The 25,833-nt window shown below is 70.8% G+C and carries 22 protein-coding genes and 1 pseudogene; 15 read left to right on the top strand and 8 right to left on the bottom strand.

The features are described from left to right. From ACFWY6_RS23655 to dnaK, 3 genes and pseudogenes are all read left to right on the top strand, one after another. Positions 1-366: pseudogene (locus tag ACFWY6_RS23655) on the top strand (hypothetical protein); the annotation flags it as partial. 72 nt (positions 367-438) lie between these two features. Next, the gene (locus ACFWY6_RS23660) at positions 439-864 is read left to right on the top strand and encodes an OsmC family peroxiredoxin (RefSeq protein ID WP_384693682.1); all 426 of its coding nucleotides are present in this window, start codon (positions 439-441) and stop codon (positions 862-864) included. A 169-nt stretch (positions 865-1,033) separates the two neighbouring features. Beyond that, positions 1,034-2,884 (top strand): molecular chaperone DnaK, encoded by a 1,851-nt coding sequence (gene dnaK / locus ACFWY6_RS23665; protein WP_384693685.1) that lies wholly within the window; start codon positions 1,034-1,036, stop codon positions 2,882-2,884. Positions 2,885-2,918: 34 nt separating this feature from the next. Here dnaK and narI read toward each other — a convergent pair whose 3' ends face one another. From narI to ACFWY6_RS23685, 4 genes are read right to left on the bottom strand one after another with little or no spacing between them, the layout of a single operon-like run. Then, positions 2,919-3,641 carry a respiratory nitrate reductase subunit gamma gene (gene narI / locus ACFWY6_RS23670; protein ID WP_384693688.1) on the bottom strand — a complete coding sequence of 241 codons (723 nt, stop codon included), beginning with the start codon at positions 3,639-3,641 and terminating at the stop codon, positions 2,919-2,921. Continuing rightward, positions 3,638-4,219, bottom strand: coding sequence for a nitrate reductase molybdenum cofactor assembly chaperone (narJ, locus tag ACFWY6_RS23675; protein ID WP_384693691.1), 582 nt, complete (start codon positions 4,217-4,219; stop codon positions 3,638-3,640). Before narJ ends, narI begins: the two co-directional genes overlap by 4 nt. Beyond that, positions 4,216-5,829 carry a nitrate reductase subunit beta gene (narH, locus tag ACFWY6_RS23680; RefSeq protein WP_384693694.1) on the bottom strand — a complete coding sequence of 538 codons (1,614 nt, stop codon included), beginning with the start codon at positions 5,827-5,829 and terminating at the stop codon, positions 4,216-4,218. Before narH ends, narJ begins: the two co-directional genes overlap by 4 nt. 1 nt (position 5,830) lies before the next feature. Beyond that, entirely contained in the window at positions 5,831-9,514 is a 3,684-nt protein-coding gene (locus tag ACFWY6_RS23685; protein WP_384693697.1) for a nitrate reductase subunit alpha, read from the bottom strand. A 230-nt stretch (positions 9,515-9,744) separates the two neighbouring features. Here ACFWY6_RS23685 and ACFWY6_RS23690 point away from each other — a divergent pair, with 230 nt between their 5' ends. Then, positions 9,745-10,167, top strand: a complete 423-nt coding sequence (locus ACFWY6_RS23690) for a hypothetical protein (RefSeq protein WP_384693699.1) — start codon at positions 9,745-9,747, stop codon at positions 10,165-10,167. Here ACFWY6_RS23690 and ACFWY6_RS23695 read toward each other — a convergent pair. Further along, positions 10,164-10,982 carry a helix-turn-helix transcriptional regulator gene (locus tag ACFWY6_RS23695; protein WP_361827873.1) on the bottom strand — a complete coding sequence of 273 codons (819 nt, stop codon included), beginning with the start codon at positions 10,980-10,982 and terminating at the stop codon, positions 10,164-10,166. The genes ACFWY6_RS23690 and ACFWY6_RS23695 overlap by 4 nt on opposite strands. A gap of 211 nt (positions 10,983-11,193) precedes the next feature. On the opposite strand from ACFWY6_RS23695, the gene ACFWY6_RS23700 reads away from it, so the two are divergent. The 3 genes from ACFWY6_RS23700 (at position 11,194) to ACFWY6_RS23710 (ending at position 13,281) form a co-directional block, all read left to right on the top strand. Beyond that, a complete protein-coding gene (locus tag ACFWY6_RS23700) occupies positions 11,194-11,499 on the top strand; it encodes a 4a-hydroxytetrahydrobiopterin dehydratase (RefSeq protein WP_266872149.1) in 306 nt (101 codons plus the stop codon). A gap of 6 nt (positions 11,500-11,505) precedes the next feature. Beyond that, complete coding sequence (locus ACFWY6_RS23705) at positions 11,506-12,258, top strand: class I SAM-dependent methyltransferase (protein WP_384693739.1); 753 nt, start codon at positions 11,506-11,508, stop codon at positions 12,256-12,258. A 129-nt stretch (positions 12,259-12,387) separates the two neighbouring features. After that, the gene (locus tag ACFWY6_RS23710) at positions 12,388-13,281 is read left to right on the top strand and encodes a class I SAM-dependent methyltransferase (protein WP_384693704.1); all 894 of its coding nucleotides are present in this window, start codon (positions 12,388-12,390) and stop codon (positions 13,279-13,281) included. On the opposite strand, the gene ACFWY6_RS23715 is transcribed toward ACFWY6_RS23710, so the two are convergent. After that, complete coding sequence (locus tag ACFWY6_RS23715; protein ID WP_384693707.1) at positions 13,278-14,687, bottom strand: glycosyltransferase family 39 protein; 1,410 nt, start codon at positions 14,685-14,687, stop codon at positions 13,278-13,280. The two genes, ACFWY6_RS23710 and ACFWY6_RS23715, sit on opposite strands and share 4 nt — an antisense overlap. 287 nt (positions 14,688-14,974) lie before the next feature. On the opposite strand from ACFWY6_RS23715, the gene ACFWY6_RS23720 reads away from it, so the two are divergent. Beyond that, a complete protein-coding gene (locus tag ACFWY6_RS23720; RefSeq protein ID WP_384693710.1) occupies positions 14,975-18,706 on the top strand; it encodes a hypothetical protein in 3,732 nt (1,243 codons plus the stop codon). Positions 18,707-18,832: 126 nt separating this feature from the next. On the opposite strand, the gene ACFWY6_RS23725 is transcribed toward ACFWY6_RS23720, so the two are convergent. Next, the gene (locus ACFWY6_RS23725) at positions 18,833-19,624 is read right to left on the bottom strand and encodes an aldo/keto reductase (RefSeq protein WP_384693742.1); all 792 of its coding nucleotides are present in this window, start codon (positions 19,622-19,624) and stop codon (positions 18,833-18,835) included. Positions 19,625-19,935: 311 nt separating this feature from the next. On the opposite strand from ACFWY6_RS23725, the gene pqqA reads away from it, so the two are divergent. The 7 genes from pqqA to ACFWY6_RS23760 all read left to right on the top strand — a co-directional run bounded on the left by pqqA (position 19,936) and on the right by ACFWY6_RS23760 (position 25,537). Next, complete coding sequence (pqqA, locus tag ACFWY6_RS23730; RefSeq protein ID WP_384693712.1) at positions 19,936-20,061, top strand: pyrroloquinoline quinone precursor peptide PqqA; 126 nt, start codon at positions 19,936-19,938, stop codon at positions 20,059-20,061. A 10-nt stretch (positions 20,062-20,071) separates the two neighbouring features. After that, complete coding sequence (gene pqqB, locus ACFWY6_RS23735) at positions 20,072-20,968, top strand: pyrroloquinoline quinone biosynthesis protein PqqB (protein WP_384693715.1); 897 nt, start codon at positions 20,072-20,074, stop codon at positions 20,966-20,968. Beyond that, a complete protein-coding gene (pqqC, locus tag ACFWY6_RS23740; RefSeq protein ID WP_384693718.1) occupies positions 20,965-21,666 on the top strand; it encodes a pyrroloquinoline-quinone synthase PqqC in 702 nt (233 codons plus the stop codon). Before pqqB ends, pqqC begins: the two co-directional genes overlap by 4 nt. Further along, a complete protein-coding gene (gene pqqD, locus ACFWY6_RS23745) occupies positions 21,666-21,926 on the top strand; it encodes a pyrroloquinoline quinone biosynthesis peptide chaperone PqqD (protein ID WP_384693721.1) in 261 nt (86 codons plus the stop codon). The genes pqqC and pqqD overlap by 1 nt, the downstream gene beginning before the upstream one ends. A gap of 290 nt (positions 21,927-22,216) precedes the next feature. After that, positions 22,217-23,308 carry a pyrroloquinoline quinone biosynthesis protein PqqE gene (pqqE, locus tag ACFWY6_RS23750; RefSeq protein ID WP_384693745.1) on the top strand — a complete coding sequence of 364 codons (1,092 nt, stop codon included), beginning with the start codon at positions 22,217-22,219 and terminating at the stop codon, positions 23,306-23,308. A gap of 96 nt (positions 23,309-23,404) precedes the next feature. Next, positions 23,405-24,418: a chitinase gene (locus ACFWY6_RS23755; protein WP_384693724.1), complete on the top strand. Its 1,014-nt coding sequence runs from the start codon at positions 23,405-23,407 to the stop codon at positions 24,416-24,418. A gap of 3 nt (positions 24,419-24,421) precedes the next feature. Then, complete coding sequence (locus ACFWY6_RS23760) at positions 24,422-25,537, top strand: PQQ-dependent sugar dehydrogenase (RefSeq protein ID WP_384693727.1); 1,116 nt, start codon at positions 24,422-24,424, stop codon at positions 25,535-25,537. Position 25,538: 1 nt separating this feature from the next. Here ACFWY6_RS23760 and ACFWY6_RS23765 read toward each other — a convergent pair whose 3' ends face one another. Next, positions 25,539-25,739: a hypothetical protein gene (locus ACFWY6_RS23765; RefSeq protein WP_384693730.1), complete on the bottom strand. Its 201-nt coding sequence runs from the start codon at positions 25,737-25,739 to the stop codon at positions 25,539-25,541. Between the last annotated feature and the right edge of the window lie 94 nt (positions 25,740-25,833).

Here is a 25,833-nt window from a genome sequence, read left to right on the forward strand (position 1 = left end):
GCCCAGCTCCTTGGCGGCAAGGCCCGCGTCCGCGACGGCCCGCGGCGCGGGGGGCCGCGGCGGGGGGGGCGCGCCGGCGGGGGGGGCGGGGGGGGCTGGGGCGCGGCCCCGCCCCACGACGCGGGTTATCTGCCGGTCACGGAGATCGCGGGGAGGGTACGGGTGCGCGGGCGCGGCGGTACCGTGCTGCAGCCCGGCATCGATCTGCTGCAGCGCGCGGAGGACTTCCCGGCGGCCGCGCCGGTCCTGGTGATCACCGACGGGGAGTGCGATGTGCTGCGGGTGCGCAGGGAGCACGCGTATCTGCTGCCGTCCGGTGGCCGTCTGCCGTTCACCGCGCGTGGGCCGGTCTTCCGCGTGCGCTGAGTCCGGGTGTGATCGGATGGGTGCACGAAGTTCCGACACGCATCACGGAACCGCACTGAAGGGATCTCCATCGTGGCTACCACGCGCTCCGCGCACACGGTCTGGGAAGGCAACCTGCTCCAGGGCACCGGCACCGTCACCTTCGACTCCTCCGGGATCGGGGAGCAGGCGGTGTCCTGGCCGTCCCGCGCCGAGCAGGCCAACGGCAAGACCAGCCCGGAAGAGCTGATCGCCGCCGCGCACTCCAGCTGCTTCTGCATGGCCTTCTCCAACGGCCTGGACAAGGCGGGTACCCCGCCGACCCGCCTGGTCACGTCGGCCGACGTGACGTTCCAGCCCGGCACCGGCATCACCGGCATCCACCTCACCGTCGAGGGCACCGTCCCGGGCATGGACGAGGCCGCGTTCGTCGCGGCCGCCGAGGAAGCCAAGGTCAACTGCCCGGTGAGCCAGGCGCTGAAGGCCACGCCGATCACGCTGACGGCGAAGCTGGCCTGACACCGGCGCACGCCAGCGCGCAACCGACCGTGCCGCCGTCCCTTCGGGGGCGGCGGCACAGTCGTACCCGCCCGTACCCGCAGACGCGGCATTGACAAGATGACGCTCAAGTTTTGTGATGGAGGGCGGAGTATGCCGGGAACGGGCTCGCGGTGGAAGGGGACTGGACATGGCACGTGCAGTCGGGATCGACCTCGGTACGACCAATTCGGTGGTGGCGGTTCTGGAGGGCGGCGATCCCACGGTCGTCGCCAACGCGGAGGGCGCGCGCACCACGCCCTCGGTCATCGCCTTCGCGAAGAACGGCGACGTCCTGGTCGGAGAGGTCGCCAAGCGGCAGGCGGTCACCAATGTGGAGCGCACCGCACGCTCCGTCAAACGCCATATGGGCGACGGGAGTTGGCGCTTCCCCGAAAGCGGGGCCGTGGACGGCACCCGGTACACCGCGCAGGAACTCTCCGCCCGCGTCCTGCAGAAGCTCAAGCGCGACGCCGAGTCCTATCTCGGCGAGGACGTCACCGACGCGGTCGTCACCGTCCCCGCGTACTTCGACGACGCCCAGCGCCAGGCCACCAAGGAGGCCGGGGAGATCGCGGGCCTGAAGGTCCTTCGCATCATCAACGAACCGACCGCGGCCGCCCTCGCGTACGGCCTCGACAAGGGCGACGACCAGACCGTCCTCGTCTTCGACCTGGGCGGCGGCACGTTCGACGTATCGCTCCTGGAGATGGGCGACGGCGTCATCGAGGTGAAGGCCACCAACGGCGACACCCAGCTGGGCGGCGACGACTGGGACCAGCGGGTCGTCGAGTACCTCGTGCGGCAGTTCAAGAACGCGCACGGCGTGGACCTCGGCAAGGACAAGATGGCGGTGCAGCGGCTGCGCGAGGGCGCCGAGAAGGCGAAGATCGAGCTCTCCTCGTCGAGCGAGACGGACATCAACCTTCCGTACGTGACGGCGTCGGCGGACGGCCCGCTGCATCTGGCGGAGAGGCTGACCCGTGCTCAGTTCCAGGAGCTCACCGCCGACTTGCTCGAACGCTGCCGGGGTCCCTTCCACCAGGCGGTGAAGGACGCGGGCGTGAAGCTGTCCGCCGTCGACCATGTGATCCTGGTCGGCGGTTCGACGCGGATGCCTGCGGTGACGGAGCTGGTCAAGGAACTCACGGGGCGCGAGCCGCACAAGGGGGTCAACCCCGACGAGGTGGTGGCGCTCGGCGCGACGCTCCAGGCGGGGGTGATCCGCGGTGACGTCAAGGACGTACTCCTCCTGGACGTGACGCCGCTGTCCCTCGGCATCGAGACCAAGGGCGGCATCATGACGACCCTCATCGAACGCAACACGACCATTCCCACCCGCCGTTCGGAGACCTTCTCCACCGCCGAGGACAACCAGCCGTCGGTCGGCATCCAGGTCTTCCAGGGGGAGCGGGAGATCGCCGCGTACAACAAGAAGCTGGGCGTCTTCGACCTGACGGGCCTGCCGCCCGCCCCGCGCGGTGTCCCCAAGATCGAGGTCACCTTCGACATCGACGCCAACGGAATCATGCATGTCTCGGCGAAGGACGAGGCGACGGGCCGCGAGCAGCGCATGACGGTGACCGGCGGCTCCGCCCTGCCCAAGGACGACATCAACCGCATGGTCAGGGAGGCGGAGGAACACGCGGAGGAGGACCGCAGGCGCAGGGAGGCGGCGGAGACGCGCAACCAGGCGGAGCAGCTGGTGTACCAGACGGAGCGTTTCCTCCGCGAGAACGAGGAACGGATCCCCGCGGGCACAAAGACCGAAGTGGAGGCGGCCGCAGCCGAGTTGAAAACCCTCCTCAAGGACAAGCCCGACGACACGGCAGCCCTCCGCACGGGCGCGGAGAAACTGGCAACGGTGAGCCAGAAGATGGGCCAGGCCATGTACGCGGGCGGGGATGCCCAGAACGCCACGGGGGAGCCCTCAGGCGAGGAGGGCGTGGTGGACGCGGAGATCGTGGACGAGGAGAAGCCGGGGAAGGGGGAGGAGCAGTAGCCGAGCCCTCTGGTTTCGGGAAGGGGGGTGGGGATCAAGAACCCGTCTTCTCCCACCCCCGCCGCTCAGGACGCGCCCCCACCCTCCCCGGATCCTTGCTCCGGTACACCACGTACGGCCGGAAGAGATACTGGACCGGTGCGCTGAACATGTGGACGAGGCGGGTGAACGGGATCAGGGCGATCAGGGCCATGCCCACCACCGCGTGAATCCGGTAGAGGACGGGGACTCCCGCCATCAGATCCGTGTCCGGCTGCAGCCGGAACAGGCTGCGGGCCCACGGCGCGATCGACTCGCGGTAGTTGTAGCCGTCGCCCGAGGCGTGCGTCAGCTTCGCCACCATGCCGAGGACGATCGCCGCGAGCAGCACCGCGTACATCAACTTGTCGTTGGCGGTCGTCGCCCGGAACACCGGCGTGTTCGTACGCCGCCGATAGAGCAGCAGCAGGATGCCGAGCACCAGCAGGATCCCGGCTGCCGTGCCCCCGTACAGCGAGAACAAGTGATACGTGTGCTCCTTGACCCCCGCCTTCTCCGTCCACGACTCGGGGACGAACAGGCCGACCAGGTGGCCCACGAGCACGAAGAGGATGCCGTAGTGGAACATCGGCGACGCGACGTTGAGGAGCTTCGACTCGTACACCTGTGAAGAACGCGTCGTCCAGCCGAACTTGTCGTAGCGGTGGCGCCAGATGATCCCCGCGACGAGCAGGACGAAGGCGACGTAGGGGAGCACGCCCCACAGCAGGGTCTTCATGAGGTTCGCTCCCCGATGAGTGCGAAGGGTTCCAGGCCGACGTCCTCGCGGGGCGGCCCGGAGCGGGCGAGCGCGAGCGCCCCGGCGCGGTCCTTGGGCGAGGGCCCGGGCAGCGTCGCGCACACCGCGTCGACGACCTCCGCGTACGGCGTGCCGAAGTCGCTCAGCGCGAGCCGCAGCAGCTCAAGACCGCTGCGGTGGTCCTCAAGGAGCAGCGGGCCGGCGTGCGCGGAGAACTCCAGGACGGCGGGCAGGAAGTCCGGCAGCTCCTCGCCGGTGAACTCCATGCCGTGCGCGCGGTAGACCTCCTTGAAGCGCACCAGGGACATGCCGCGCCGCCGGGTGTCGCCGTCGCGCCACCAGCTCAGGTACAGGCTGTGCCGGTTCTTGAAGTCGAAGACCTGGACGTAGTGTGCCGCGAGCTCGCGCGGGTCCGTGGCGGCCGCGTGCGCAAGGAAGCCGCCGAGCGCCGGGGGCGCCGCCGCCGTGAGCAGGGGCAGCCGCTCGTGGAACTCGGCGTCCGGATAGCCGAGGCAGTGCGCCGCGGCCTGGTAGAGCACGGCGTGGTCGCTCCTCACAGCTCGTCCTCCCGGGCGGCGGTGGGCTGTTCGTCGGCGGTCTGCCGGCTGCGCAGCGCGTGGAAGTTCTCGATGGTGACCAGCGGCAACTGCTTGCGGCCCGAGTCCTGGCCGAACGGCCCGTCACCGCCCATGCCGGGTCCCTCCTCGTAGTCGAGGCTGCAGGAGTCCGGGAGCGCCGACTCCTCCAGGCGCTGCGCGTCCGCGACGGCCGCGGTCGGGATGACATAGCGGTCCTCGTACTTGGCGATGGCGAGCAGCCGGTACATCTCCTCGATCTCCGGGCCCTTCATGCCCACGGCCTCGGCGACCGAACTCTCCGGCCGTTCCCCGAGGTTGATGGCCCGCATGTGCGCCCGCATCGCGGCGAGCTTCTCAAGGGAGGCCCGCACCGGGCCCACGTCACCGGCCGTGAAGATCTCCGCCAGGTATTCGAGCGGGATGCGCAGCGTGTCGATCGCCCCGAAGAGGTTGTCCAGGTCCTCGCCGTCGTGGCCGGTCTCGCTGAGCGCGTCCACCACCGGTGAGAGCGGCGGGATGTACCAGACCATCGGCATCGTCCGGTACTCCGGATGCAGCGGAAGCGCCACCTTGTACTTGCTGATCAGCGCGTGCACGGGGGAGCGGCGCGCCGCCTCGATCCAGTCGTACGAGATCCCGGCCCGCTCGGCGTCCCGGCGCACGTCCGGGTCGTCCGGGTCGAGAAAGACGCCCAACTGAGCCTCGTACAGCTTGTGTTCATCGGGTTCCGAGGCCGCCGCCGTCACCTTGTCCGCGTCGTACAGAATCACTCCGAGGTAGCGGAGCCGGCCCACGCAGGTCTCCGAGCAGACGGTGGGCAGTCCCACCTCCAGGCGCGGGTAGCACAGCGTGCACTTCTCGGCCTTGCCGGTGCGGTGGTTGAAGTACACCTTCTTGTACGGGCAGCCGGTCACGCACTTGCGCCAGCCCCGGCAGTGGTCCTGGTCGACGAGGACGATCCCGTCCTCCTCGCGCTTGTACATCGCGCCGGACGGGCAGGACGCCACGCACGCCGGGTTGAGGCAGTGCTCGCAGATGCGCGGCAGATAGAACATGAAGGTCTGCTCGAAGGCGAACTTCACCTTCTCCGCGGCCTGTTGGCGGGTCTTCTGCACCATCGGGTCGAGGTCGCCGTACTGCGTCGCGCCGCCGAGGTTGTCGTCCCAGTTCGACGACCACTCGATCTTCATGGGTTTGCCGCTGATCAGGGAGCGCGGCTCGGCGACCGGGTAGTCGTCGCCCAGCGGGGCGTCGGTGAGGTTCTTGTACTCGTACGTCCAGGGCTCGTAGTAGTCCTTGATCTCCGGCAGCTTGGGGTTGGAGAAGATCTCCAGGAGGGATTTGATCCGGCCGCCGTTCTTCAGCTTCAGGGCGCCCCGCTTGTTCAGCTCCCAGCCGCCGCGCCACTTCTCCTGGTCCTCGTAGCGGCGCGGATAGCCCTGCCCCGGACGGGTCTCGACGTTGTTGAACCAGACGTACTCCATGCCGTCGCGGTTGGTCCATGCCTGCTTGCAGGTGACGGAGCAGGTGTGGCACCCGATGCACTTGTCGAGGTTCATCACCATCGCGATCTGAGCCATGACCCTCATGTCAGTACTCCACCTTCTGCGATCGGCGGCGGATGACCGTGACTTCGTCGCGCTGATTGCCCGTCGGGCCGAGGTAGTTGAACGCCCACGACAACTGCGCGTATCCGCCGATGAGATGGGACGGCTTGAGGATGAGGCGGGTCAGGGAGTTGTGGATGCCGCCGCGTTTGCCGGTGGTCTCCGTCTTGGGGACGTTCACCGTGCGCTCCTGCGCGTGGTGCATATAGACCGTCCCGGCCGGCATCCGGTGCGAGACGATCGCGCGTGCCACCACCACACCGTTCCGGTTGACCGCCTCGATCCAGTCGTTGTCCTTGACGCCGATCGCGTCCGCGTCCTGCGGGGCCATCCAGATGGACTGGCCACCGCGTGACAGCGACAGCATGAAGAGGTTGTCCTGGTACTCGGAGTGGATCGACCACTTGTTGTGCGGGGTGAGGTAACGGACCGTCACTTCCTTCTCGCCGTCCGGGCCGAGGCGTGGTTCTCCGAAGAGGCGGTTCATGTCCAGGGGCGGCCGGTAGACGGGCATCGCCTCGCCGAGTTCATGCATCCAGTCGTGGTCGATGAAGAAGTGCTGGCGGCCGGTGAGGGTGTGCCAGGGCTTCAGATGCTCGGTGTTGAGCGTGAAGGCCGTGTACCGGCGGCCGCCGGACTCGCTGCCGCTCCACTCCGGCGACGTGATCACCGGCACCGGCGCGGCCTGTGTGTCGGCGTACGTGATGCGCTTGCCCTCGTGCTCGGCGGCGAGGTGCGCCATCTCCTGGCCCGTGCGCGCCTCCAGGGTGTGGAAGCCCTGGGTGGCCAGGCGTCCGTTGGTCGTGCCGGACAGGGCGAGGATCGTGTTGGCCGCCTTGATCGCCGTGTCAAGGGCGGGGCGGCCGTCGGCGGGTCCGCCGCGCACGACGCCGTTGCGTTCCCTCAACTCCTCAACCTCCTGGTCGGGTTGGAACGCGATGCCCTTGACCGGAAGGCCCAGTTTCTCCACCAGCGGGCCGAGCGAGGCGAACTTGGCGCCGATGGCGGTGTAGTCGCGCTCCACCACCGCCAGGTTCGGCATCGTCTTCCCCGGCACCGCCTCGCACTCGCCCTTGCGCCAGTCGAGGACGATCCCGCCGGGCTGGGCCGTCTCGCCCGGCGTGTCGTGCTGGAGCGCGGTGGCGACGACGTCCTTGCGTACGCCGAGATGGTCCACGGAAAGCTCGCTGAGCCGTTCCGCGATCGCCTTGAAGATGTCGAAGTCGGTGCGGGCCTGCCAGGGCGGGTCGACGGCCGGGGTGAAGGAGTGCACGTACGGGTGCATGTCGGTCGTCGACAGGTCGTGCTTCTCGTACCAGGTGGCCGCGGGCAGGACCACGTCCGAGAGCAGCGTCGACGACGTCTGCCGGAAGTCGAGCGAGACGAGCAGATCGAGCTTCCCCTCGGGTGCCTCGTCCCGCCAAGTGACGGTCGAGGGACGCTCGTTCGGGGCGGCTTCCTCCGCACGCAGCGAGGAGTGCGTGCCGAGCAGATGCTTGGTGAAGTACTCGGCGCCCTTCGCCGACGAACCGAGCAGATTGGCGCGCCACAGGGTCAGGACGCGCGGCCAGTTCTCCGGTGCGTCCGGGTCCTCGCAGGCGAACTTGAGCGAGCCCGCCTTGAGCTCGTCGACCACGTTGGCCACGGGATCGTCCGAAGTCTCGCCCAGCTCAAGGGAGTTGCGGTCGAACGTCGGATACGACGGCATCCAGCCGGTGCGCGCCGAAAGCGCCAGACAGTCCGCGCCCGTCATCCCCGCGAACCGGCCCTCGCCCAGCGGCGATGCGAGGACGTCCGCCGCGAACCTGTCGTAGCGCCACTGGTCGGTGTTGAGGAACCAGTACGCGGCGCCGATCATCTGCCGCGGCGGCCTGCTCCAGTCGTTGGCACCGGCCAGCGTCGCCCAGCCGGTCGCAGGACGGCACTTCTCCTGGCCCACATAGTGCGCCCAGCCGCCGCCGTTGCGGCCCTGGCAGCCGGTCAGCTGGAGCAGCGCGAGGAACGACCGGTAGATCGTCTCGGAGTGGAACCAGTGGTTGGTCCCCGCCCCCATCAGGATCATGCAGCGGCCGCGCGACTGCTCCGCGGTCCTCGCGAACTCCCGCGCGATCTTCACCGCCTTCGCGGCCGGCACCGAGGTGTGCGCCTCCTGCCAGGCAGGGGTGCCGGGCGCGTCTTCGTCCTCGTACGTAGAAGGCCACTCACCCGGAAGGCCCTCGCGCCCCACGCCGTACTGCGCGAGCAGCAGGTCGAAGACCGTCGTGACCAGCGGCCCGTCCTGCCCGCCGAGCCGCGTGGCGGGCACGCCGCGGCGGACGACCTCGCCGCGGCCCTGGCCGTGCGTGCCGCCCTCGGTGTCGAAGCGCGGCAGGAGCACCTCGACGCCCGCAGCGACGTCCGAGCCGTGCAGGGAGAGCTGCGGCTTGATGGAGCCGAGCTCCAGATTCCACTTGCCCTTGCCCGAGTCGGTCCAGCGGAAGCCGAGCGAGCCGTTGGGCACGGCGGGCTGCCCGGTGTTCTCGTCCAGGACGGCCGTCTTCCAGTCGCCGCCCTCACCGCGCTCGCCCAGGTCCGTGGCGCGCAGGAACTTCGAAGGGACGAACGCACCCTCGCGCTCGGTCAGCGTCACCAGGAACGGCAGGTCGGTGAACTTGCGGACGTAGTCGCTGAAGAACTCCGTCTGCCGGTCGACGAAGAACTCCTTGAGGATCACGTGCCCCATCGCGATCGCCAGGGCGCCGTCCGTGCCGGGGTGCGGATGCAGCCACTCGTCGGCGAACTTGGCGTTGTCGGCGTAGTCCGGCGCGACGACCACGACCTTCTGGCCCCGGTAGCGCGCCTCGGCCATCCAGTGCGCGTCGGGGGTGCGCGTGACGGGGACGTTCGAGCCCCACATCATCAGATACGCGGCGTCCCACCAGTCGCCCGACTCCGGCACGTCGGTCTGGTCGCCGAACACCTGTGGCGAAGCCACCGGAAGGTCCGCGTACCAGTCGTAGAAGGAGAGCATCGGGGCGCCGATCAGCGACATGAAGCGGGCGCCCGCCGCGTGCGACACCATCGACATCGCGGGGATGGGGGAGAAGCCGGCGACGCGGTCGGGGCCGTACTTCTTGATGGTGTGGACGTGCGCCGCCGCGATGATCTCGACGGCCTCGTCCCACGTGGCCCGCACCAACCCGCCCTTGCCGCGCGCCTGTTGATAGGTGCGGCGGCGCTCGGGATCGTCCTGGACGTCCGCCCACGCGAGGACCGGATCCTTCAGCCGGGACTTGGCCTCGCGGTACATCTCCAGGAGGACGCCGCGCAGATACGGGTAGCGGACGCGCGTCGGCGAGTACGTGTACCAGGAGAAGGCCGCGCCGCGGGGGCAGCCGCGGGGCTCGTACTCGGGGCGGTCGGGGCCGACGGACGGGTAGTCGGTCTGCTGGGTCTCCCAGGTGATGATGCCGTCCTTGACGTACACCTTCCAGCGGCAGGAGCCGGTGCAGTTCACGCCGTGCGTCGAGTTCACGACCTTGTCGTGGCTCCACCGGTCGCGGTAGAAGGCGTCCGCGTCCCTGCCGCCGGTCAGCGCCACGCTGTGCAGGTCGGGGGCGGCGGTGCCGCGGCGGAAGAACTTTCCCGCGCGCAGCAGCGCCGCGGCGGGCTCGGTCGTCTCAGTCACCCTGGAGCTCCCTAGGTCTGCCTTTCAACGAACCTAGGTGCGGGTGGTACGGGACACCTGTCTGCCGCCGCCGTACGGGTTGTCCGCGGACGGCCGGGCATTACCCCGGACGTAATCGACCGGCCGGCGCGGGCACGCCACAGTGATGCCACCGGGCCCGGTCCGGCGCACTCCGGACCGGGACCCGGGTTCCTTGCCCCGCTCTCCCCCTGCTTGGAGGCCGACCCGTCATGTCCGCATACGCCCTCACCGCCCTCGCCCGCACGACCGACCCGAAGACGATGCTGCGCCGCTTCCTCGCCCTGGACGCGGTCGTGACCACCGCGAACGGCATCGCGTACGCCGTCGCCGCGGGCCCGCTCGGGCGCTTCCTCGGCGTCGACACCGGGCTGCTGCTCGGACTCGGCGTCTTCCTCACCGGCTACGGGGCGGCCGTCGGCTTCCTCGCCGCCCGCAAGAGTCCGCCGTCGCTGCCCGTCCGGGCGGTGGTCGAGGCCAACACGGCCTGGGCGGTGCTCAGCGTCGTCGCGCTCGTCATATGGCTCTCGCCCAGTACGGCGGGGGCCGTGTGGACCGTGCTGCAGGCCGTGACGGTCGGCGGATTCGCGATGCTGCAGTACGCGGCGCTGCGGGCGGCGGGCCCCGGCCGCTAGGGCTGGTGGGTCTGCAGATATTTGACCGTCGCCGGGTCGGCCGGGAGCAGCGTCTCGATGGCCAGCTCGGCGACCGTCACGTCCATGGGGGTGTTGAACGTGGAGATCGACGAGATGAAGGAGAGGACGTGCCCGTCGTGCTCGACCCGCAGGGGCAGCGCGAAGTAGGGCACGTCCGTGCCGGCCTCGAAGGCGTCCACCCCCGGATCCGCCACCGGGTAGGCGGCCACCTCCTCGTACACCGCGCGCAGCGCGTCCGAGCGCTGCAGGGCGATCTGCCGCTCCATCTGGTGCAGCAGATGCCCCCGCCACTCCCGCAGATTGCGGATCCGGGGCGCGAGACCCTCGGGGTGGAGGGTGAGCCGCATCGCGTTCAGGGGCGGTGCCAGGAGGTGCTCCGGGACGCCTTCGAGGAGCATCGCCAGGCTGCGGTTGGCCGTGATCACGTCGTACGTAGCGTCGACGACCAGGGCCGGATAGGGCTCGTAGCCGGTCAGGAGCTGTTCCAGGCCCTCGCGCAGCGGGCCCATCGACGGGTCGTCGAGGGGAGTCTGCCGGAAGCGAGGGGCGTAACCGGCCGCCAGGAGCAGGGAGTTGCGGTCCCGCATCGGCACGTCGAGGTGGTCGGCGAGACGCAGCAGGGTCTCCTCGCTCGGCCGTGACCTGCCCGTCTCGATGAAGCTGATGTGCCGCGCCGACGAGTCCGCGCGCAGGGCAAGCTCCAGCTGGCTGACCTTGCGCCGCTCGCGCCAGCCGCGCAGCAGGGGACCGACTCCGGAGGTGGGATTCGCCTGTGCGGGCGCGGCAGTTGTCATACTCAGACGGTAATCGATGGGTCCGACACGCTCCGGAGGGTACGGGCCGACCGGGGCTGTCGCCGGCGTCAGCCGCGGCCGGACGGCGCTCGGGGCCAGGGCGGGCGGCCGCGTGCTGTGGCAGGGTGAGAAACGTACGTACATTCGCCGGTCCCGGGGTCGTGCACCGTACGCGGTACGACCCGGAGCCCGACCCGGAAGGAGCGCGGCCATGCCTGTCGAACCGCTGTCACAGAAGGAGGTCGAGGAACGGCTCGCCGAGCTTCCCGGCTGGTCCCTCGACGGCGACCGGATCACCCGCTCCTACCGCCTCGGCTCGCACTTCGCGGCCGCCGCGATGGTCGTGCACATCGCGCAGATCCAGGAGGAGCTCGGCCACCACTCCGACCTGACGCTCGGCTACAACTCCGTCGCCCTCTCCGTGAACACCCACAGCGCGGGCGGCGCGATCACCGGCCTCGACTTCGAACTGGCCCGCAGGGTCGAGGAGTTGGCGCCGGGTCACGGGGCGGCCTGAATGCCGATGCTGGACTACGGCAAGGAAGCAGACCGCTATGACGCGTCGCGCGGCGGTGAGCCACGCGCCGCGGCCGCTGCCGCAGCGGTCCTGGGCCTGGTGCCTTCCCAGACCCGTACTTTGCTGGACGTGGCCTGCGGCACGGGCCTGGTCACCCGGCGCCTTTCCCGTCCTGGCCTGCGGGTGACCGGCGTGGACGCGGCGGACGGCATGGCGCGGATGGCGGCGGCGCGGGTCCCGGGATCCGTGGTGCTCGGGGACAGCCGTCAACTGCCCTTCCCCGACGCCTCGTTCGACGCCGTGAGCACGGTCTGGCTGCTGCATCTGCTGCCAGGGCCCGAGGAGACGGCCGTGGTCGTCGCCGAGTGCGCTCGGGTGCTGCGGCCCGGCGGCGTCTATGTCACGACCGTCGACAAGGCCGCCGCGCACGACGTGGGCAGCGACATCGACGCCGTGCTCGCCGGACGTCCGGTGCGCACCGCCCCCGACCGCGCGGACACGGTGCGCTCGCACGCGGCGGCGCACGGCCTGACGGGGGAGGGGCGGGCCCGGTTCCGCGGGCACGGCCAGGGGCGCTCGCCGCGCGGCACCGTCGATGACCTGTACCGGGGCTGGTTCACCATGCTGGCCCCGGACTCGCCCCTGACCGCACGGTTCGCGGCCCGTCTCGCGGAGCTGCCGGACCAGGAAGTCCCGCGCGCCGACCCGGAGTTCACGCTCCTGTCGTTCCGCAAGGAACCAGCGCCGTCCGCCCCATGAATCCGTACCACTGAATCCGTACCGGGGTTTGCTGAAACGGCAAGGCTGCTTGGCGGCAGGCGCCCCGAAGCGCAGGCTGGGGAGCGATCCCACCCACCCCTGAGCACACCGAAGGCGGCGGCAGCGAAGATGGCCCACGACCACGACGACACTCACCGGCACGGCCACGGCCACGGCCACCACCACGACGACATCGACTGGGCGGCCATGGGCCCCATGCTGGAGCGGCAGGCGGAGCTCGCCGCGCCGCAGAACCGCGAGATCGCCGCGTGGCTGCGCGGCTGGCAGCCGGAGCCTTCCCTGATCGCGGACGTCGGCGGCGGCTCCGGCAGCATCTCCTTCCTGCTCGCCGAGGTCTTCCCCAAGGCCGATGTGATCACCGTGGACCCGGCGGAGCCGCTCCTGGAGCGGGCCAGGGCACGCGCCGCCCGCGAGGGCCTGACGGACCGCGTAAGCACCCGCAGGGCGGAACTGCCCGAGGGCATCGGCGAACTGCCGCCCGCCGACCTCCTCTGGATCGGCCGCGCCCTGCACCACGTGGGCGACCAGCAGGCGGCGCTCGCCGCGCTCACGGACCGCCTGGCGCCGGACGGCGCCCTTGCCCTCCTCGAAGGCGGTCTCAATCCCCGCAGTCTTCCCCGCGACATCGGCTTCGGCCGCCCCGGCCTGCAGACCCGCTTCGACCTGGCCGACGAGAAGTGGTTCACGCAGATGCGCGCGGACCTGCCGGGCGCGAAGTCGGTCACGGAGGACTGGCCCGCGCTCCTGACCGAGGCGGGCCTGCGCCACGCGGGCACCCGCTCCTTCCTCCTCGACCTCCCGGCCCCCCTGCCCGCCGACGCCCGCACCCACCTCATCGGCGAACTCACCCGCCGCCGGGAGATGCACGCGGAGACCCTCGACGCCGACGACCTCACCACGGTCGACCGCCTCCTGGACGAGAACGACGAACGGAGCCTGCACCACCGGCCGGATGTGTTCCTGCTGTCCGTGCAGACGGTGCATGTGGGGGTCAAGGGCTAGCGGGGGCAGTGGCCGGGGCGGGCGTACAGGGTGACGCGCCAGCCCCTGGCGCTGCGGGTGTGGCATTGCTCGAAGTGGTCCTTCAGGACGTCTCGTTTCACGGTCTCCCGCGGGATCTGGTCGACGGGATCGCGCGAGGGGTCGGTGACGAAGACGATCCGGGTCCGCGTGAGCATCCGGGCCCGGATGACATCGGCGCCGACCTCGGTGCCGTACAAGGTGTGCGAAGCGGCGGGACGCCGGTCGAGGGCGAGATCGTCGAGCCCCGCGACGGCCCGCGGGTGCGGCAGGGACCAGACCCGGCGGCGCAGCGGCATGTAGAGCACGGCGTCGCCCTCGCTCCCGGCGTCCTGAATGGCCTGCGTGACCGCTGCCGTGTTGTCGAGGCGGCTGTCCGGAGTACGCAGATGCACGCTGTAGGGGGCCAGCGCGATCAGCGCGGCAGCGGCGGTGACCACGGCTACGGTGGTCCGCCGGCGTCCGCCGCGCGACAGCTGGTCGAGGAGCGCCCCGATGAGCAGCGCGAGCCCGGCGATGCCGTACAGGACGTAACGGTCCGCGTAGAGCGGCTTGACCGGGGCGATGAGCAGCAGCGCGAGCGTGGGGGCGACGAGCAGCGCCAGGGCGGGCCGACGCAGCCCGATCGGCCGCCCCGCATCCGCCGCCCGCCCGCCGAGCCTGCCGAGGAGCGCCGCGCAGAGCGCCCCGGCCACGCACAGGCCGGTGGCTCCGGCGTACTGGCTCAGGTCGACGTGGAGCCACCCCACCTGTTCCTTCTGCCGCTGGCTCAGCACGGCGAGCGGCGCGAGACCCGTGACCACGACCGCCGCGGCCCGGGCCCACGGCCGGCGCGCGGTCCACGGCACCGTCAGAGCGTGCGCGGGCAGCGCGAACACCGCGAACTCGTGCAGCAGGCACGTCACCAGCATCAGCGCGCCGTACCAGCGCCACAGGCGGCGCGCCCGGCGTCCGTCGGCCGATGCCGCGCGCACCAGCACGTACGTCGACCAGACGACAAGGGCGCACACCATCGCGTACGAACGGCCCTCCTGTGCGAAACGCTGGATCGAGGGGATCACCGCGAACACGACACCGGCGAGCAGCCCGGCCCGCGGACCGGCGAGGTGCCGCCCGAGCATCGCCACACCGGCGGTGGCCACGCTCATCGCGAGCAGGGACGGGATCCGCATCACGAGCAGCGGGTCGGCACGGCCGAAGAGTTCACAGATCCCGTAGAGGCCGTACATCAGCAGGTAGTAGAGCCCGTGGACGGCGTCCGCGTTCCCCAGCGTGTGCCAGAGGTCCGACAGGCCGCGGTGCGCGACGTCGTATGTGACCGCTTCGTCCCGCCACATGCTTCCGCCGCGGCGTACGCCCCAGAGGCCCAGGGCGAGAGTCAGCAGCACGCCTGGCAGGACGGCGGGCAACCACCGCGTGCGATGAATGAGTTGAACGGCGTGCTCCGCCTTGCGTTCGACCGCTTGTGGCGGATCGGAAAGGCTGGACCGAGTGGTGGTGGCGATGGTGGGCTCCCCGTGCGTGTGCGGTCGGCTGTGCGGATCCGGGCCCAAGAACGGGACCGGAAAGCCGAGTTCAGCGGCGCGCGGATTGATTGGCAGCCCTGTTTCGCCGCACCGATCAATTGCTAACGTGGTCTCGGATCTTGACCAGAGGGGGCTGGGAGGGGCAGGGGATGGGGCGTCGGGAGAAGCCGCTTGAGCCGACGGCCGGCCCGGTCCAGCGGTTCGCGTACGAACTCCGCAAGCTCCGCGTCGACGCGGGCAGCCCGACTTACCGGGCGATGGCCCAGCGCGTCGTGTACTCCGCTCCCACGCTCTCCGCGGCCGCCGCGGGAGAGCGGCTGCCGACGCTGCCCGTGCTGCTCGCCTATGTGTCCGTGTGCGACGGGGACCCCCAGGAGTGGGAGCGGCGCTGGTACGAAGCGGTCGCCGAAGACGCCGAACGGGACACGGGCGAGGGCGAGTCCCCCTATCCCGGGCTCGCCAGATTCGGTGCCGACGACCAGGCCCGCTTCCATGGCCGCGGCGACCTCGTGGACGAGCTGGTGCGGCTCACCTCGCGGCGACGCCTGGCGGCGGTGATCGGTGCCTCCGGCAGCGGCAAGTCGTCGCTGCTGAGGGCCGGGCTCATACCGGCGTTACGGGAGTCCGCCGATGCCCGGCGCCCGGCCGCGATTCGCATTCTCACCCCGGGGGACCGCCCGGCCCGAACCCACCGGGCCCTGCTGACGCCCGCCGACGGCTCCGGCGACACGCTCCTCGTGATCGACCAGTTCGAGGAGATCTTCTCGCTCTGCCACTCCCCGGCGGAACGGACGGAATTCCTGGACCGGCTGCTCATGGCCCGCGCCCCCGGCAGCCGCCTGCGCGTGATCGTCGCCGTCCGCGCCGACTTCTACGGCCGCTGCGCCGAACACGGCCCCCTGGCCGATGCGCTGGGGGACGCCAACATCCTCGTCGGCCCCATGTCGCCGAGTCGACTGCGCGAGGCCATCGTCAGGCCAGCGGCGGCCGAACGGCTCGTCGTGGAGCGGACGTTGACGGCCCGGATCGTGGCCGACGTGGCGGACGAGCCGGGCGGCCTTCCGCTGATGGCGCACGCGCTCCGCGAAGTGTGGCGGCGGCGCAGCGGCAAGACACTGACAGAGGCGGCGTACGAGGCGATCGGCGGCGTACGGGGCGCCATCGCGCACACCGCGGAGGAAGTCTTCGGGCGGCTGACGGCCACGGAGGCCGCGACGGCCCGTCGGCTGCTCCTGCGCATGGTCGCGCCGGGCGACGGCACGCAGGACACCCGCCGCCCCGTCGACCGCGCCGAACTCCCGCCCGGCTGCGACGACGTACTGGAACGCCTGGTCGCCGCGCGGCTGCTCACCGTCGACGGAACGACGGTCGACCTCGCCCATGAAGCCCTGATCGGCGCGTGGCCGAGGCTCCGCGGGTGGGTCGACGCGGACCGCGACCGGCTGCGGCTGCACCGGGCGCTGACCGAGGCGGCCGTGACGTGGCAGGAGCTTGGCCGGGACGCGGGGGCCGTGTACCGGGGGACGAGGCTGACGGCGGCGCGGGAGGCGTTCGGTCCGGGAGCCTCCGACGCCTCCGACGCCTCCGACTCCTCCGACTCCCCGGAACTCGCCGCTCTCGAACTGACCGACCTGGAAAGGGATTTCCTCCGCGCCGGAGTCGACGCCCACGACCACGACATACGCGCGAAGGCACGCGCCGCGCGGCGGACGCGGGCGCTCGTCTCCGGCCTCGCCGTACTGCTCTGCCTCGCCGTGGTCGCGGGCGTGGCCGCCTGGCAGCAGAACAGGAACGGGGAGCGGCAGCGGGCCGAGGCCCAGGCGCGGCGGATCGTCGGCGTCGCGCAGACGTTGCGGCTTTCGGATCCGGTGACCGCGATGCGGCTGAGTGTGGCTGCCTGGCGCGTCGCGGATCTGCCGGAGACGCGCGAGGCGGTGCGTGCCGCCGGCGCGTGGCGGGAGCAGGACTCGTTCGCCGTCCCCGACAACAGCACCGCGCCGAACGCGCCGCGCTGGCTGAGCGCGGACGGGCGCACGCTGACGGCGATCGACCGTGACCGTGTGGTGCGGTGGGACGTGCGCGGCCACCGCCGCATCGGTACGACGTCCCGGCCCGGTGTCCACGAGAACACCATGGACGTCAGCCCCGACGGGCGCATGATCGCGCAGCACGGCAGGGGCGGCGTACTGGTGTGGGACCTGGTCCGGAACCGGGCGGTCGGCCCACGCTTGGGGACGGGGGACTCGGACGGTTGGTTCGGGCCGCGCGGCCGGACCTTCGTCATCCGCACGAGGGTCGGCGATGGTGCCACGGTCCAGGTGTGGGACATACGAAGGCACAAGCTTCTCGACGAGATCCGGGGCAGGGACACGGAGAGTCCCGCTCCGGCGCTCAGCCCCGATGACCGGCTGCTCGCGACCTGTTCGGCGGGCGGCAGGCTCTCCGTGCGGGACGTCGCGAAGGGGCGGTACGCGCCCAGGACCTGGCCGCGCGATGTGGATGAACAGGCCTGCGGAGCACCTGAGTTGACCTTCACTCCGGACAGCCGGGCGCTCTCCTTCTCCATGGGGAGCGGCATGCGCACCTGGGAGCCGACGACCGGCCGGGAGCGCCCGAAGATCAAGCTGCCCGAAGATTCCGAGGGAAGTGTGGACTTCGACGACGACGGGACGGTCGCGGCGGTCATGGCCGACGGGGACATCACGCTGTGGAAGACCGATTCACCCGGCACGCCGCTCCTGCGACATCCGGTGCGGGACCGCGGAGCCAGCGACCTGAGCGTGGATACGGCAGCGGGTGTGATCCGCTACCAGGCCAGCTCCGAAGTCGTACGCACCCTCGACATTCGTGCGGCCCTGTCCGTGCAGCGTCGGAACCAGCCGCTGACATCCGCGCGCTTCAGCCCGGACGGGCGCACCCTCGTCACGGTCGAAGGCCGTGGCAGCGAAGGGAAGTTCAGGCTGCGCGACGCGCGGAGCGGTGCGGTGTCGGCGTCGCTGCCCGGCCCGGCTTGCGCGGACTGCGGGACGGACCAGCCGTGGGCCTTCTCCCCGGACAGCCGGGCTCTTGCCTACGGGGTCGTGGGCGACAGCGGCACGACGGTGCGGCGGTGGAACATCAGGGACGCCGAGGAGTTGTCCCGTACGCGCGTCCCGTCGTTGGTCGAGAGCCTGGCGGTCCCGTCGCGCGGTACGCGAGTGGTCGCCGCGGGCATGCCGCTGGGTGAGCACGACAACGACGACTGGCACGTCGAGGTCTGGAACGTGACGGGGGACACGCGAACCAAGGCTTTGCGGCAGCGGACCGGCGGTCTGCTGGGAACGCTGGCTCCCGACGGCCGATCCCTCCTCACCTTGGACGGGGTGCTGACCGACCTCGAGACCGGGCGGTCGTCGCGGGCACTGCGGGGCGAGGACGCGTTGAGCACCGCCGTCCACAGCCCCGACGGCCGCCTTCTCGCCGTCGCCGACGACAGCGGCAAGATCACCCTGTGGGACGCCCGTGGCCGCCGGGCCCTGGGTGTGCTCTCTCCGGGCTCGTACGAGTGGGGCACGGCGGAGGAGTCATTCGGCTCGGTCCTGTCCTTCTCCGAGGACGGGCGCTACCTCGCCGCGGGGGGAGAGAACGGCACCGTACGCGTCTGGGAGACCGAAACCCCCCGCCTCGCGGGCGCCGAGTACCCCGGCACGGACGGCCCCGTCCTGGGACTCGGTTTCGCCGGGGAGGAACTCCGGGTGGCGACCGCGGACAACCCCAGCCGCTCGGTGCCGATCGGGGCGGGTCGTGCGGCGGACGCCGTGTGCGAGCGTGCCAGAGGCGGGCTCAGCAGGGCGCAGTGGCAGACCTATCTGCCAACTGTCGAGTACCGAAAGACCTGTTGACGAAGACCTGTTGACTTGGCGAAGACCTGCTGACTTGACGAAGACCTGTTGACGCGAACAGCGGGCGGGACGGCAAAGGGGCGCCTGCGCCCGGCGTGTGCTGGACGGAGGCGCCCCAGGGTGACCTCAGACCACGTCGAACGTCGCCGGATCCGGTCCGAGCCGCCGGTCCTCGTTCAGGGCGCTGATCGCCGCCATGTCCTCGGGGTCCAGCTCGAAGCTGAAGACGTCGATGTTCTCCTTGATCCGCGACGGCGTCACGGACTTGGGGATCACCACGTTGCCCAGCTGGATGTGCCAGCGCAGGACGACCTGTGCGGGCGTGCGGGCGTGCTTCTGGGCGATCGCGACGATCGCGGGGACCTCCAGGAGGCCCTTGCCCTGGCCCAGCGGGGACCAGGCCTCCGTGGTGATGCCCTGCTCCGCGTGGTACTCGCGGGCGGCGCGCTGCTGGAGGTGGGGGTGGAGCTCGATCTGGTCGACCGCCGGGATGATCGACGTCTCGTCGAGCAGCCGCTCCAGGTGGCCGGGCTCGAAGTTCGAGACGCCGATGGACTTCGCGCGCCCGTCGGCCTGGATCTTCTCGAACGCCTTGTACGTGTCCACGTAGAGGTTCTTGGAGGGCAGCGGCCAGTGGATCAGGTACAGGTCCACATAGTCGAGGCCCAGCTTCTCCAGCGACGCGTCGAAGGCGCGGAGCGTGGCGTCGTAACCCTGGTCCGCGTTCCAGAGCTTCGTGGTGACGAAGAGCTCCGCACGGGCGATGCCGGAAGCGGCGATGGCCTTGCCGGTGCCCTCTTCGTTGCCGTAGATGGCCGCGGTGTCGATGCTGCGGTACCCGGCCTCCAGTGCCGTCGTGACGGCCACCTCGGCCTCGTCGTCCGGTACCTGCCAGACGCCGAAGCCGAGCTGCGGCATCTCGACGCCATTGTTCAGGATGATCGGGGGGACCTTGCTCACGAGCTCTCGATCCTTAAGTCGTCGGGTGGTACTCCCATGGTCAACGATCAGGTGCGGTGCTGCATTCCTTGACCACTCCCGGGTGAAGTACGGGCGTTTTTTGGTCCGCACCATTGACCGCGTTCCGTCATGCCGCGACCCTATTGCACATCACTGAACGCAGGACACTCATGTGAACGCCCGGTGAACTGGGTGCTCCCTTCGCTCCTGACCCCTCACCCTGACCCCCCACCCTGAACCCCCACTTTCAGGAAGGCAGCGATCCACGTATGAATGACCACGAGACCCCCACGGAACGTCCGGCGGCAGAAGCCGTCACCGCATGGCAGACCCCCGAGTACGAGGTCGTGGAGACCGCGCTCGAAGTGACCGCGTACCGCCGCGCCGACCGGTAACCCCGCCGCCATGCTGCTGCAGGTGCTCGGCACCGCGGCGGGCGGCGGGCTGCCCCAGTGGAACTGCGCGTGCCCCGGATGTTCCGGGGCACGCGCCCACCCGGAGCGTCGCCGCCGGCATGCCTCGCTCGCCGTGCGCGCGGCGGAGGGGTGCTGGTACGTCGTCAACGCCACCCCCGACATCGGCGAGCAGATCGAGGACTGCCCTGACCTGCGTCCCGGCCCCGGAGCCCGGCAGACTCCCATCGCCGGTGTCGTGCTCACCGACGCCGAACTCGACCACACCCTCGGCATCGCCCGCTTCCGGGAAGCGGCCGCCGGCTTCGAGGTCCTCGCCACCGCTCCCGTACGGCAGGCGGTGGGGGAGGGGCTGGGGCTCGACGCCGTCCTCGGGCCCTATACGGATGTGCGGTGGCGGGAGTTGACCGCCGCCGGGTGCTCGTTGGGGGGCGGGGGATTGAGTGTCAGCGCCGTGCCCCTGTCCGGGAAGCGGCCCAGGTATGCGTTTAACTCCGGGACCGGTGGCGATAGTTGGTCCGTGGCGTTGCGTCTGCACGACTCCGGTACCGGCCGGACCCTGCTGTACGCGCCCGCCCTCGCCGTCTGGTCCGACGCCTTCGACGAAGCCGTGCGCGACGCCGACCTCGTGATCGTCGACGGCACCTTCTGGGACGACGACGAGCCCCTGCGCTGCGGCTTCTCCACCCGCACCGCCACCGGCATGGGGCATCTGCCCGTCACGGGGCCCGGCGGCACCGCGCGCCGGCTCGCCCGGCTGCCGGGGCGCTGCCTCTACACCCACCTCAACAACACCAATCCCCTGGGGAATCCGCACGCCGAGCAGCACAAGCTCCTCGCGGAGCGGGGAATCGAAGTCGCGGCGGAACGGATGGTGATCGAGCTATGACTGTGACGGCTCCCTGGACACCCGGCGAGTTCACGGAACGGCTGCGCGCCGTCTCCGCCGAGCGGTACCACGACCGGCACCCCTTCAACGTACGCATGCACGAAGGCACCCTCACCCGGGACGAGTTGCGCCGCTGGATCGTGAACCGCTTCCACTACCAGCGGTACATCCCCGTCAAGGACGCGCTGATTCTCGCCAAGTTCGACGATCCGGCGCTGCGGCGCGGCTGGGTGCGGCGGATCCAGGACCACGACGGGGAGAAGGACGGCGACGGCGGCATCGAGCGCTGGCTGCGGCTCGGCGAGGCCGCGGGCGTCGGGCGCGAGGTGCTGCTCGACGTCTCCAGCGTGCTGCCCGGCGTGCGGCTCGCGGTCGACGGGTACGTCAATTTCTGCCGCCTCAGGCCTGCCCTGGACGCCGTCGCCGCCTCGCTCACCGAGCTGTCCGCGCCGGACCTGATGCGGACCAGGATCGAGGCGTTCGAGCGGCACTATCCGTGGATCGAGGCGGAGGGCCTCGCGTACTTCCGCACCCGGGTGGAACAGGGCGGCAGGGACGGGCAGGAGGCGCTCGGCCTCGTCCTGGAGTGGGCGCGCACACGGCCGGAACAGGAGCGGGCCGTCGCCGCGCTCGGCTTCAAGTGCGACGTCCTGTGGACACTGCTGGACGCGGTCGACCGCGGCCCGGGGCGCGGCTGATGGCCGACGACTGGCGACCCGCGCTCGCCCGCTCCGTGACCCTGCGACACGACCGGGTGCGCGGAGTCGACCTGCTGGTACTGCCCGAGCGGGTGGTCGTGCTGCGCGGGTCCGCGGGGAGTGTGGTGGGCCTGTGCGACGGTAAGCGTGAAGTGGAGGAGATCGTGGGCGAGTTGGCACGCCTGCATCCGGGCGCACCGGTGGCCGACGAGGTGCCGGGATTCCTCGCGGCACTGCGGGCGGAGGGGTGGCTGCGGTGAGGGACGATCCGCCGATCGCTGGGGCGAGCGGGCTCCCGAGTGCTGGTGCGGCTGCGCGTCGGGGCGTTGGAGCTGCCGAGCTCCGGAGTACTGGTGCGGCTGCGCGTCCGAGTCCTGGCACCCCCGAGCTCCCGAGTGCTGGTGCGACTGTGCGTCCGAGTTCTGGCGCTGTCGCGCGCCCGAGCGCTGGCGTCGTCGAGCCCCCGAGCCCTGGCACGCCTGCACCCCCGAGCCCCGCCACCCCCGAGTCCCCGAGCCCCGCGACGTCCGCGCCCCCGAGCCCCCACCCCATCGAGCCGCCCTGGGCCCTCCTCGCCGAGCTCACCCACGGGTGCCCTCTGCGCTGTGCCTACTGTTCCAATCCCACCGAACTGGTCGAGCGCGGGAGGGAGTTGACTGCCGGGCAGTGGGCCGAAGTGATGCGGCAGGCCGCTGATATCGGTGTCGTGCAGACGCATCTGTCCGGTGGGGAGCCGCTCCTGCGTCGTGACCTTGTGGAGATCGTGCGCGGTGCCGACTCCGTCGGGATCCACACGCAGCTCGTGACCAGCGGAGTCGGACTGCACGAGCGTCGGCTCGGCGCACTTGTCGACGCGGGGCTGCGCAGCGTCCAGCTGTCCGTGCAGCACGCCGACCCCGCAGCCGCTCAACTCATCGCGGGAGTACGGGCGTTCGGTGCCAAGGAGCGGGCTGCCCGGCTCGTGCGGGCTGCCGGGCTGCCGCTCGGGCTCAACGCCGTGCTGCACCGCGCCAATCTCGACGCGCTCGACGGGCTCGTGGAGCTGGCGCTCGCCTGGGGCGCCGACCGTATCGAGCTGGCCAACACCCAGTTCTACGGCTGGGCGCTGCGGAACAGGGGCGCGCTGCTTCCGGGGCGGGAACAGGTCGCGTACGCCCGTGAACGCGTCGAGCGGTGGCGGGAGCGGCTCGCGGGGCGCATGGAGCTGGTGTGGGTGGCGCCCGACTATGTCGACGGGATCGCCAAGCCCTGCATGGGCGGCTGGGGCGCCATCTCGCTGACCGTCACCCCGGACGGGACGGTGCTTCCCTGCCCGGCCGCCGGTGAGCTGCTCGCAGAGGAAGACCTGCCGAATGTGCGGGACCGTCAACTGGGCTGGATCTGGCGGGAGTCGGCGGCCTTCAACCGCTATCGCGGCGAGGCGTGGATGCGTGACCCCTGCCGCAGCTGCGAGCTGCGCACCGTTGACTTCGGGGGCTGCCGCTGCCAGGCGTACGCCCTGACCGGCGACGCCACCCGCACCGACCCCGCCTGCCACCGCTCGCCGGACCACGCGGCGGTCCGCGCCCTCGTCGACGGCGCCAGTGACGGCGCGGGGGACCGCCCGACGGACTTCGCCTACCGGGCGTACCCGAAGACGTAAACCCAAACCCCTTCCTCGCGCGGGGCGTGCACGCCGTCCCGCGACCTCAGACCGTTAGGAACCCTTCCTAACACCGCAAAGGAGAGCACACCCCCCATGTCCCACACCCCCCACAGAACGGTCACCGCGGTGGCCGCCGCCGGAGTCCTCGCGACGACGGCCTCCCTCGCCCTGGCCGCCCAGTCATCGGCCGCGCCCCCGCAGGCGCAGCCCAAAGCCCCCGGCACCATCCACGCCGCCCCCTACGAGTACCTGGGCTGGGGCGACCCGCAGCAGCCCACCGACGTGATGGCCGCGACCGGCGTCAAATGGTTCACGCTCGCCTTCATCCTGTCCGACGGCGGCTGCAACCCCGCCTGGGACGGCAGCCGCCCCCTCAAGGGCGGCTCCGACCAGTCCGCCATCGACTCCATACGCGGCGCCGGCGGCGACATCGTCGTCTCCGTCGGCGGCTGGAGCGGCGCCAAGCTCGGCGAGAAGTGCACCAGCGCCGACGCGCTCGCCGGCGCCTACCAGAAGGTCATCGACGCCTACGACCTCAAGGCGTTCGACATCGACATCGAGGACACCGAGTTCAACAACGCGACCGTGCGCCAGCGGGTCGTCGACGCCCTGAAGATCGTGAAGGAGAAGAACCCGGGGATCGTCACCTACGTGACCATGGGCACGACCCCACAGGGCCCCGACGCCACCGGCAAGGACCTCATCCGGCGCGGCGCCGACGCCGGTCTCGACAACGACGCCTGGGTGATCATGCCGTTCGACTTCGGCGGCCACAGCGGTTCCATGGGCGAGGCCTCGGTCAGCGCCATGGAGGGCCTGCAGAACGCGGTCAAGAGCGCCTACGGCTACAGCGACGCCGACGCGTACCGGCACATCGGCGTCTCCTCCATGAACGGCAAGACCGACGTGCCCGACGAGACCGTCACCACGGGCGACTTCGAGACGATCCTCGCGTACGCCAAGGAGCACCACATCGCACGGTTCTCCTTCTGGTCGGTCAACCGTGACCGCGACTGCGGCTCGGGCACAAGCCCCGGCGACTCGTGCAGCGGCGTGTCGCAACAGCCGTACGACTTCACCAAAATCGTTGCCCAGTACGGAGGTTGAGAGATGAACAGCGGCAAGAAGAGAGCGGCCGTCCTCGGGGCCGCCGCACTCGTGGCGGCCGGGCTCACGCAGTACGTCCCCACCGTGTCCGCCGCCGCCCCCGCGCCACCGGCGTCGACGTCGGTGTCCGCGGCCGGGGAACCGACGGACATCGCCACCATCTCCACCGGCTGGACGATCCCCTGGGGCACCTCCTGGACACCCGACGGCGCATCCGCGGTGGTCACCGAGCGCGACGACTTCCGCGTCTGGCTCGTCTCCAAGGACGGCAAGGAGAAGAAGCAGATAGGAACCGTCCCCGAGTCCCAGACCACGGGCGGCGAGGGCGGGTTGATGGGTGTGGCCGTCGACCCGGACTGGGACACCAACCACCACGTGTACGTCATGCACACCTCGTCCGAGGGCAATCGCATCGCCCGCATGACCTACGACGGCACGCAGCTGACGGACTACAAGGTTCTGCTCAAGGGGATCAAGAAGAACAAGTACCACAACGGCGGCCGCCTGGCCTTCGGCCCCGACGGCTACCTGTACGCCACCACCGGCGACGCCCAGGACGGCGGCCTCGCGCAGGACAAGAACTCCCTCAACGGCAAGATCCTGCGCCTGACGAAGGACGGCGAACCCGCCCCCGGCAACCCCTTCGGCAACTACGCCTACAGCATGGGTCACCGCAACCCGCAGGGCATCGCCTTCGATCCCCAAGGCCGGCTGTGGGAGGCCGAGTTGGGGCAGAGCGCCAAGGACGAGCTCAACCTCATCAAGCCCGGCGCGAACTACGGCTGGCCCACCTGCGAGGGCGAGTGCGACGTCTCCGGCATGACGAACCCCAAGAAGACCTGGGGCGTCGCGGAGGCCTCGCCGAGCGGTGTCGCCGTCGTGGACGGCGCCGTCTACATGGCGGCACTGAAGGGCGAGCGGCTCTGGCGCATACCGATCAGCGCCGACAACGAGGACGTCGGCACGGCGAAGGCGTTCTACGTCGGTGAGTACGGGCGGCTGCGCGCGGTCACCGCCGTGCCGGGCGCCGACCAGCTCTGGCTCTCCACCACCAACGCGGACAACAACGGTGGAGAGCCGGACGGTTCGGACCGGATCTTCCGGGTGACGATCGGGTAGCTCACGCCGCCGCGGTGCCGAGGTAGGCGTCCCGTACCTTCGGGTCCGCGCGCACCTCGGCCGCCGTGCCCTGCGCGAGGACGCCGCCCAGGTCGAGCACGACGACGCGGGCGCACCGCTCCATCACGAACGCGACGTTGTGCTCGACCAGGAGCACGGCACAGCCCTCCTCGTCCGCGAGGTGCCGGATGACGGCCGACACCGGGCCCCCCGAGGCGGCCGTCATACCCGACCGGGGCCGGGCTCGTATTCACCAAAACGATCCCCCCATAACACGGAGGATGGTGGGTGTCGGG

Origin of the sequence: Streptomyces sp. NPDC059037 (genome assembly GCF_042740015.1) — a bacterium.
Lineage (GTDB): Bacteria > Actinomycetota > Actinomycetes > Streptomycetales > Streptomycetaceae > Streptomyces.

Coding starts and splice junctions, on each gene's coding strand:
- ACFWY6_RS23705 (WP_384693739.1), top strand. CDS start 11,506: ATGCTGGACTACGGCAAGGAAGCAGACCGCTATGACGCGTCGCGCGGC.
- ACFWY6_RS23755 (WP_384693724.1), top strand. CDS start 23,405: ATGTCCCACACCCCCCACAGAACGGTCACCGCGGTGGCCGCCGCCGGA.
- ACFWY6_RS23720 (WP_384693710.1), top strand. CDS start 14,975: ATGGGGCGTCGGGAGAAGCCGCTTGAGCCGACGGCCGGCCCGGTCCAG.
- pqqC (WP_384693718.1), top strand. CDS start 20,965: ATGACTGTGACGGCTCCCTGGACACCCGGCGAGTTCACGGAACGGCTG.
- ACFWY6_RS23695 (WP_361827873.1), bottom strand. CDS start 10,982: ATGACAACTGCCGCGCCCGCACAGGCGAATCCCACCTCCGGAGTCGGT.
- pqqB (WP_384693715.1), top strand. CDS start 20,072: ATGCTGCTGCAGGTGCTCGGCACCGCGGCGGGCGGCGGGCTGCCCCAG.
- narI (WP_384693688.1), bottom strand. CDS start 3,641: ATGAAGACCCTGCTGTGGGGCGTGCTCCCCTACGTCGCCTTCGTCCTG.
- narH (WP_384693694.1), bottom strand. CDS start 5,829: ATGAGGGTCATGGCTCAGATCGCGATGGTGATGAACCTCGACAAGTGC.
- ACFWY6_RS23700 (WP_266872149.1), top strand. CDS start 11,194: ATGCCTGTCGAACCGCTGTCACAGAAGGAGGTCGAGGAACGGCTCGCC.
- ACFWY6_RS23725 (WP_384693742.1), bottom strand. CDS start 19,624: ATGCCGCAGCTCGGCTTCGGCGTCTGGCAGGTACCGGACGACGAGGCC.
- ACFWY6_RS23690 (WP_384693699.1), top strand. CDS start 9,745: ATGTCCGCATACGCCCTCACCGCCCTCGCCCGCACGACCGACCCGAAG.
- dnaK (WP_384693685.1), top strand. CDS start 1,034: ATGGCACGTGCAGTCGGGATCGACCTCGGTACGACCAATTCGGTGGTG.
- ACFWY6_RS23710 (WP_384693704.1), top strand. CDS start 12,388: ATGGCCCACGACCACGACGACACTCACCGGCACGGCCACGGCCACGGC.
- ACFWY6_RS23760 (WP_384693727.1), top strand. CDS start 24,422: ATGAACAGCGGCAAGAAGAGAGCGGCCGTCCTCGGGGCCGCCGCACTC.
- pqqD (WP_384693721.1), top strand. CDS start 21,666: ATGGCCGACGACTGGCGACCCGCGCTCGCCCGCTCCGTGACCCTGCGA.
- pqqA (WP_384693712.1), top strand. CDS start 19,936: ATGAATGACCACGAGACCCCCACGGAACGTCCGGCGGCAGAAGCCGTC.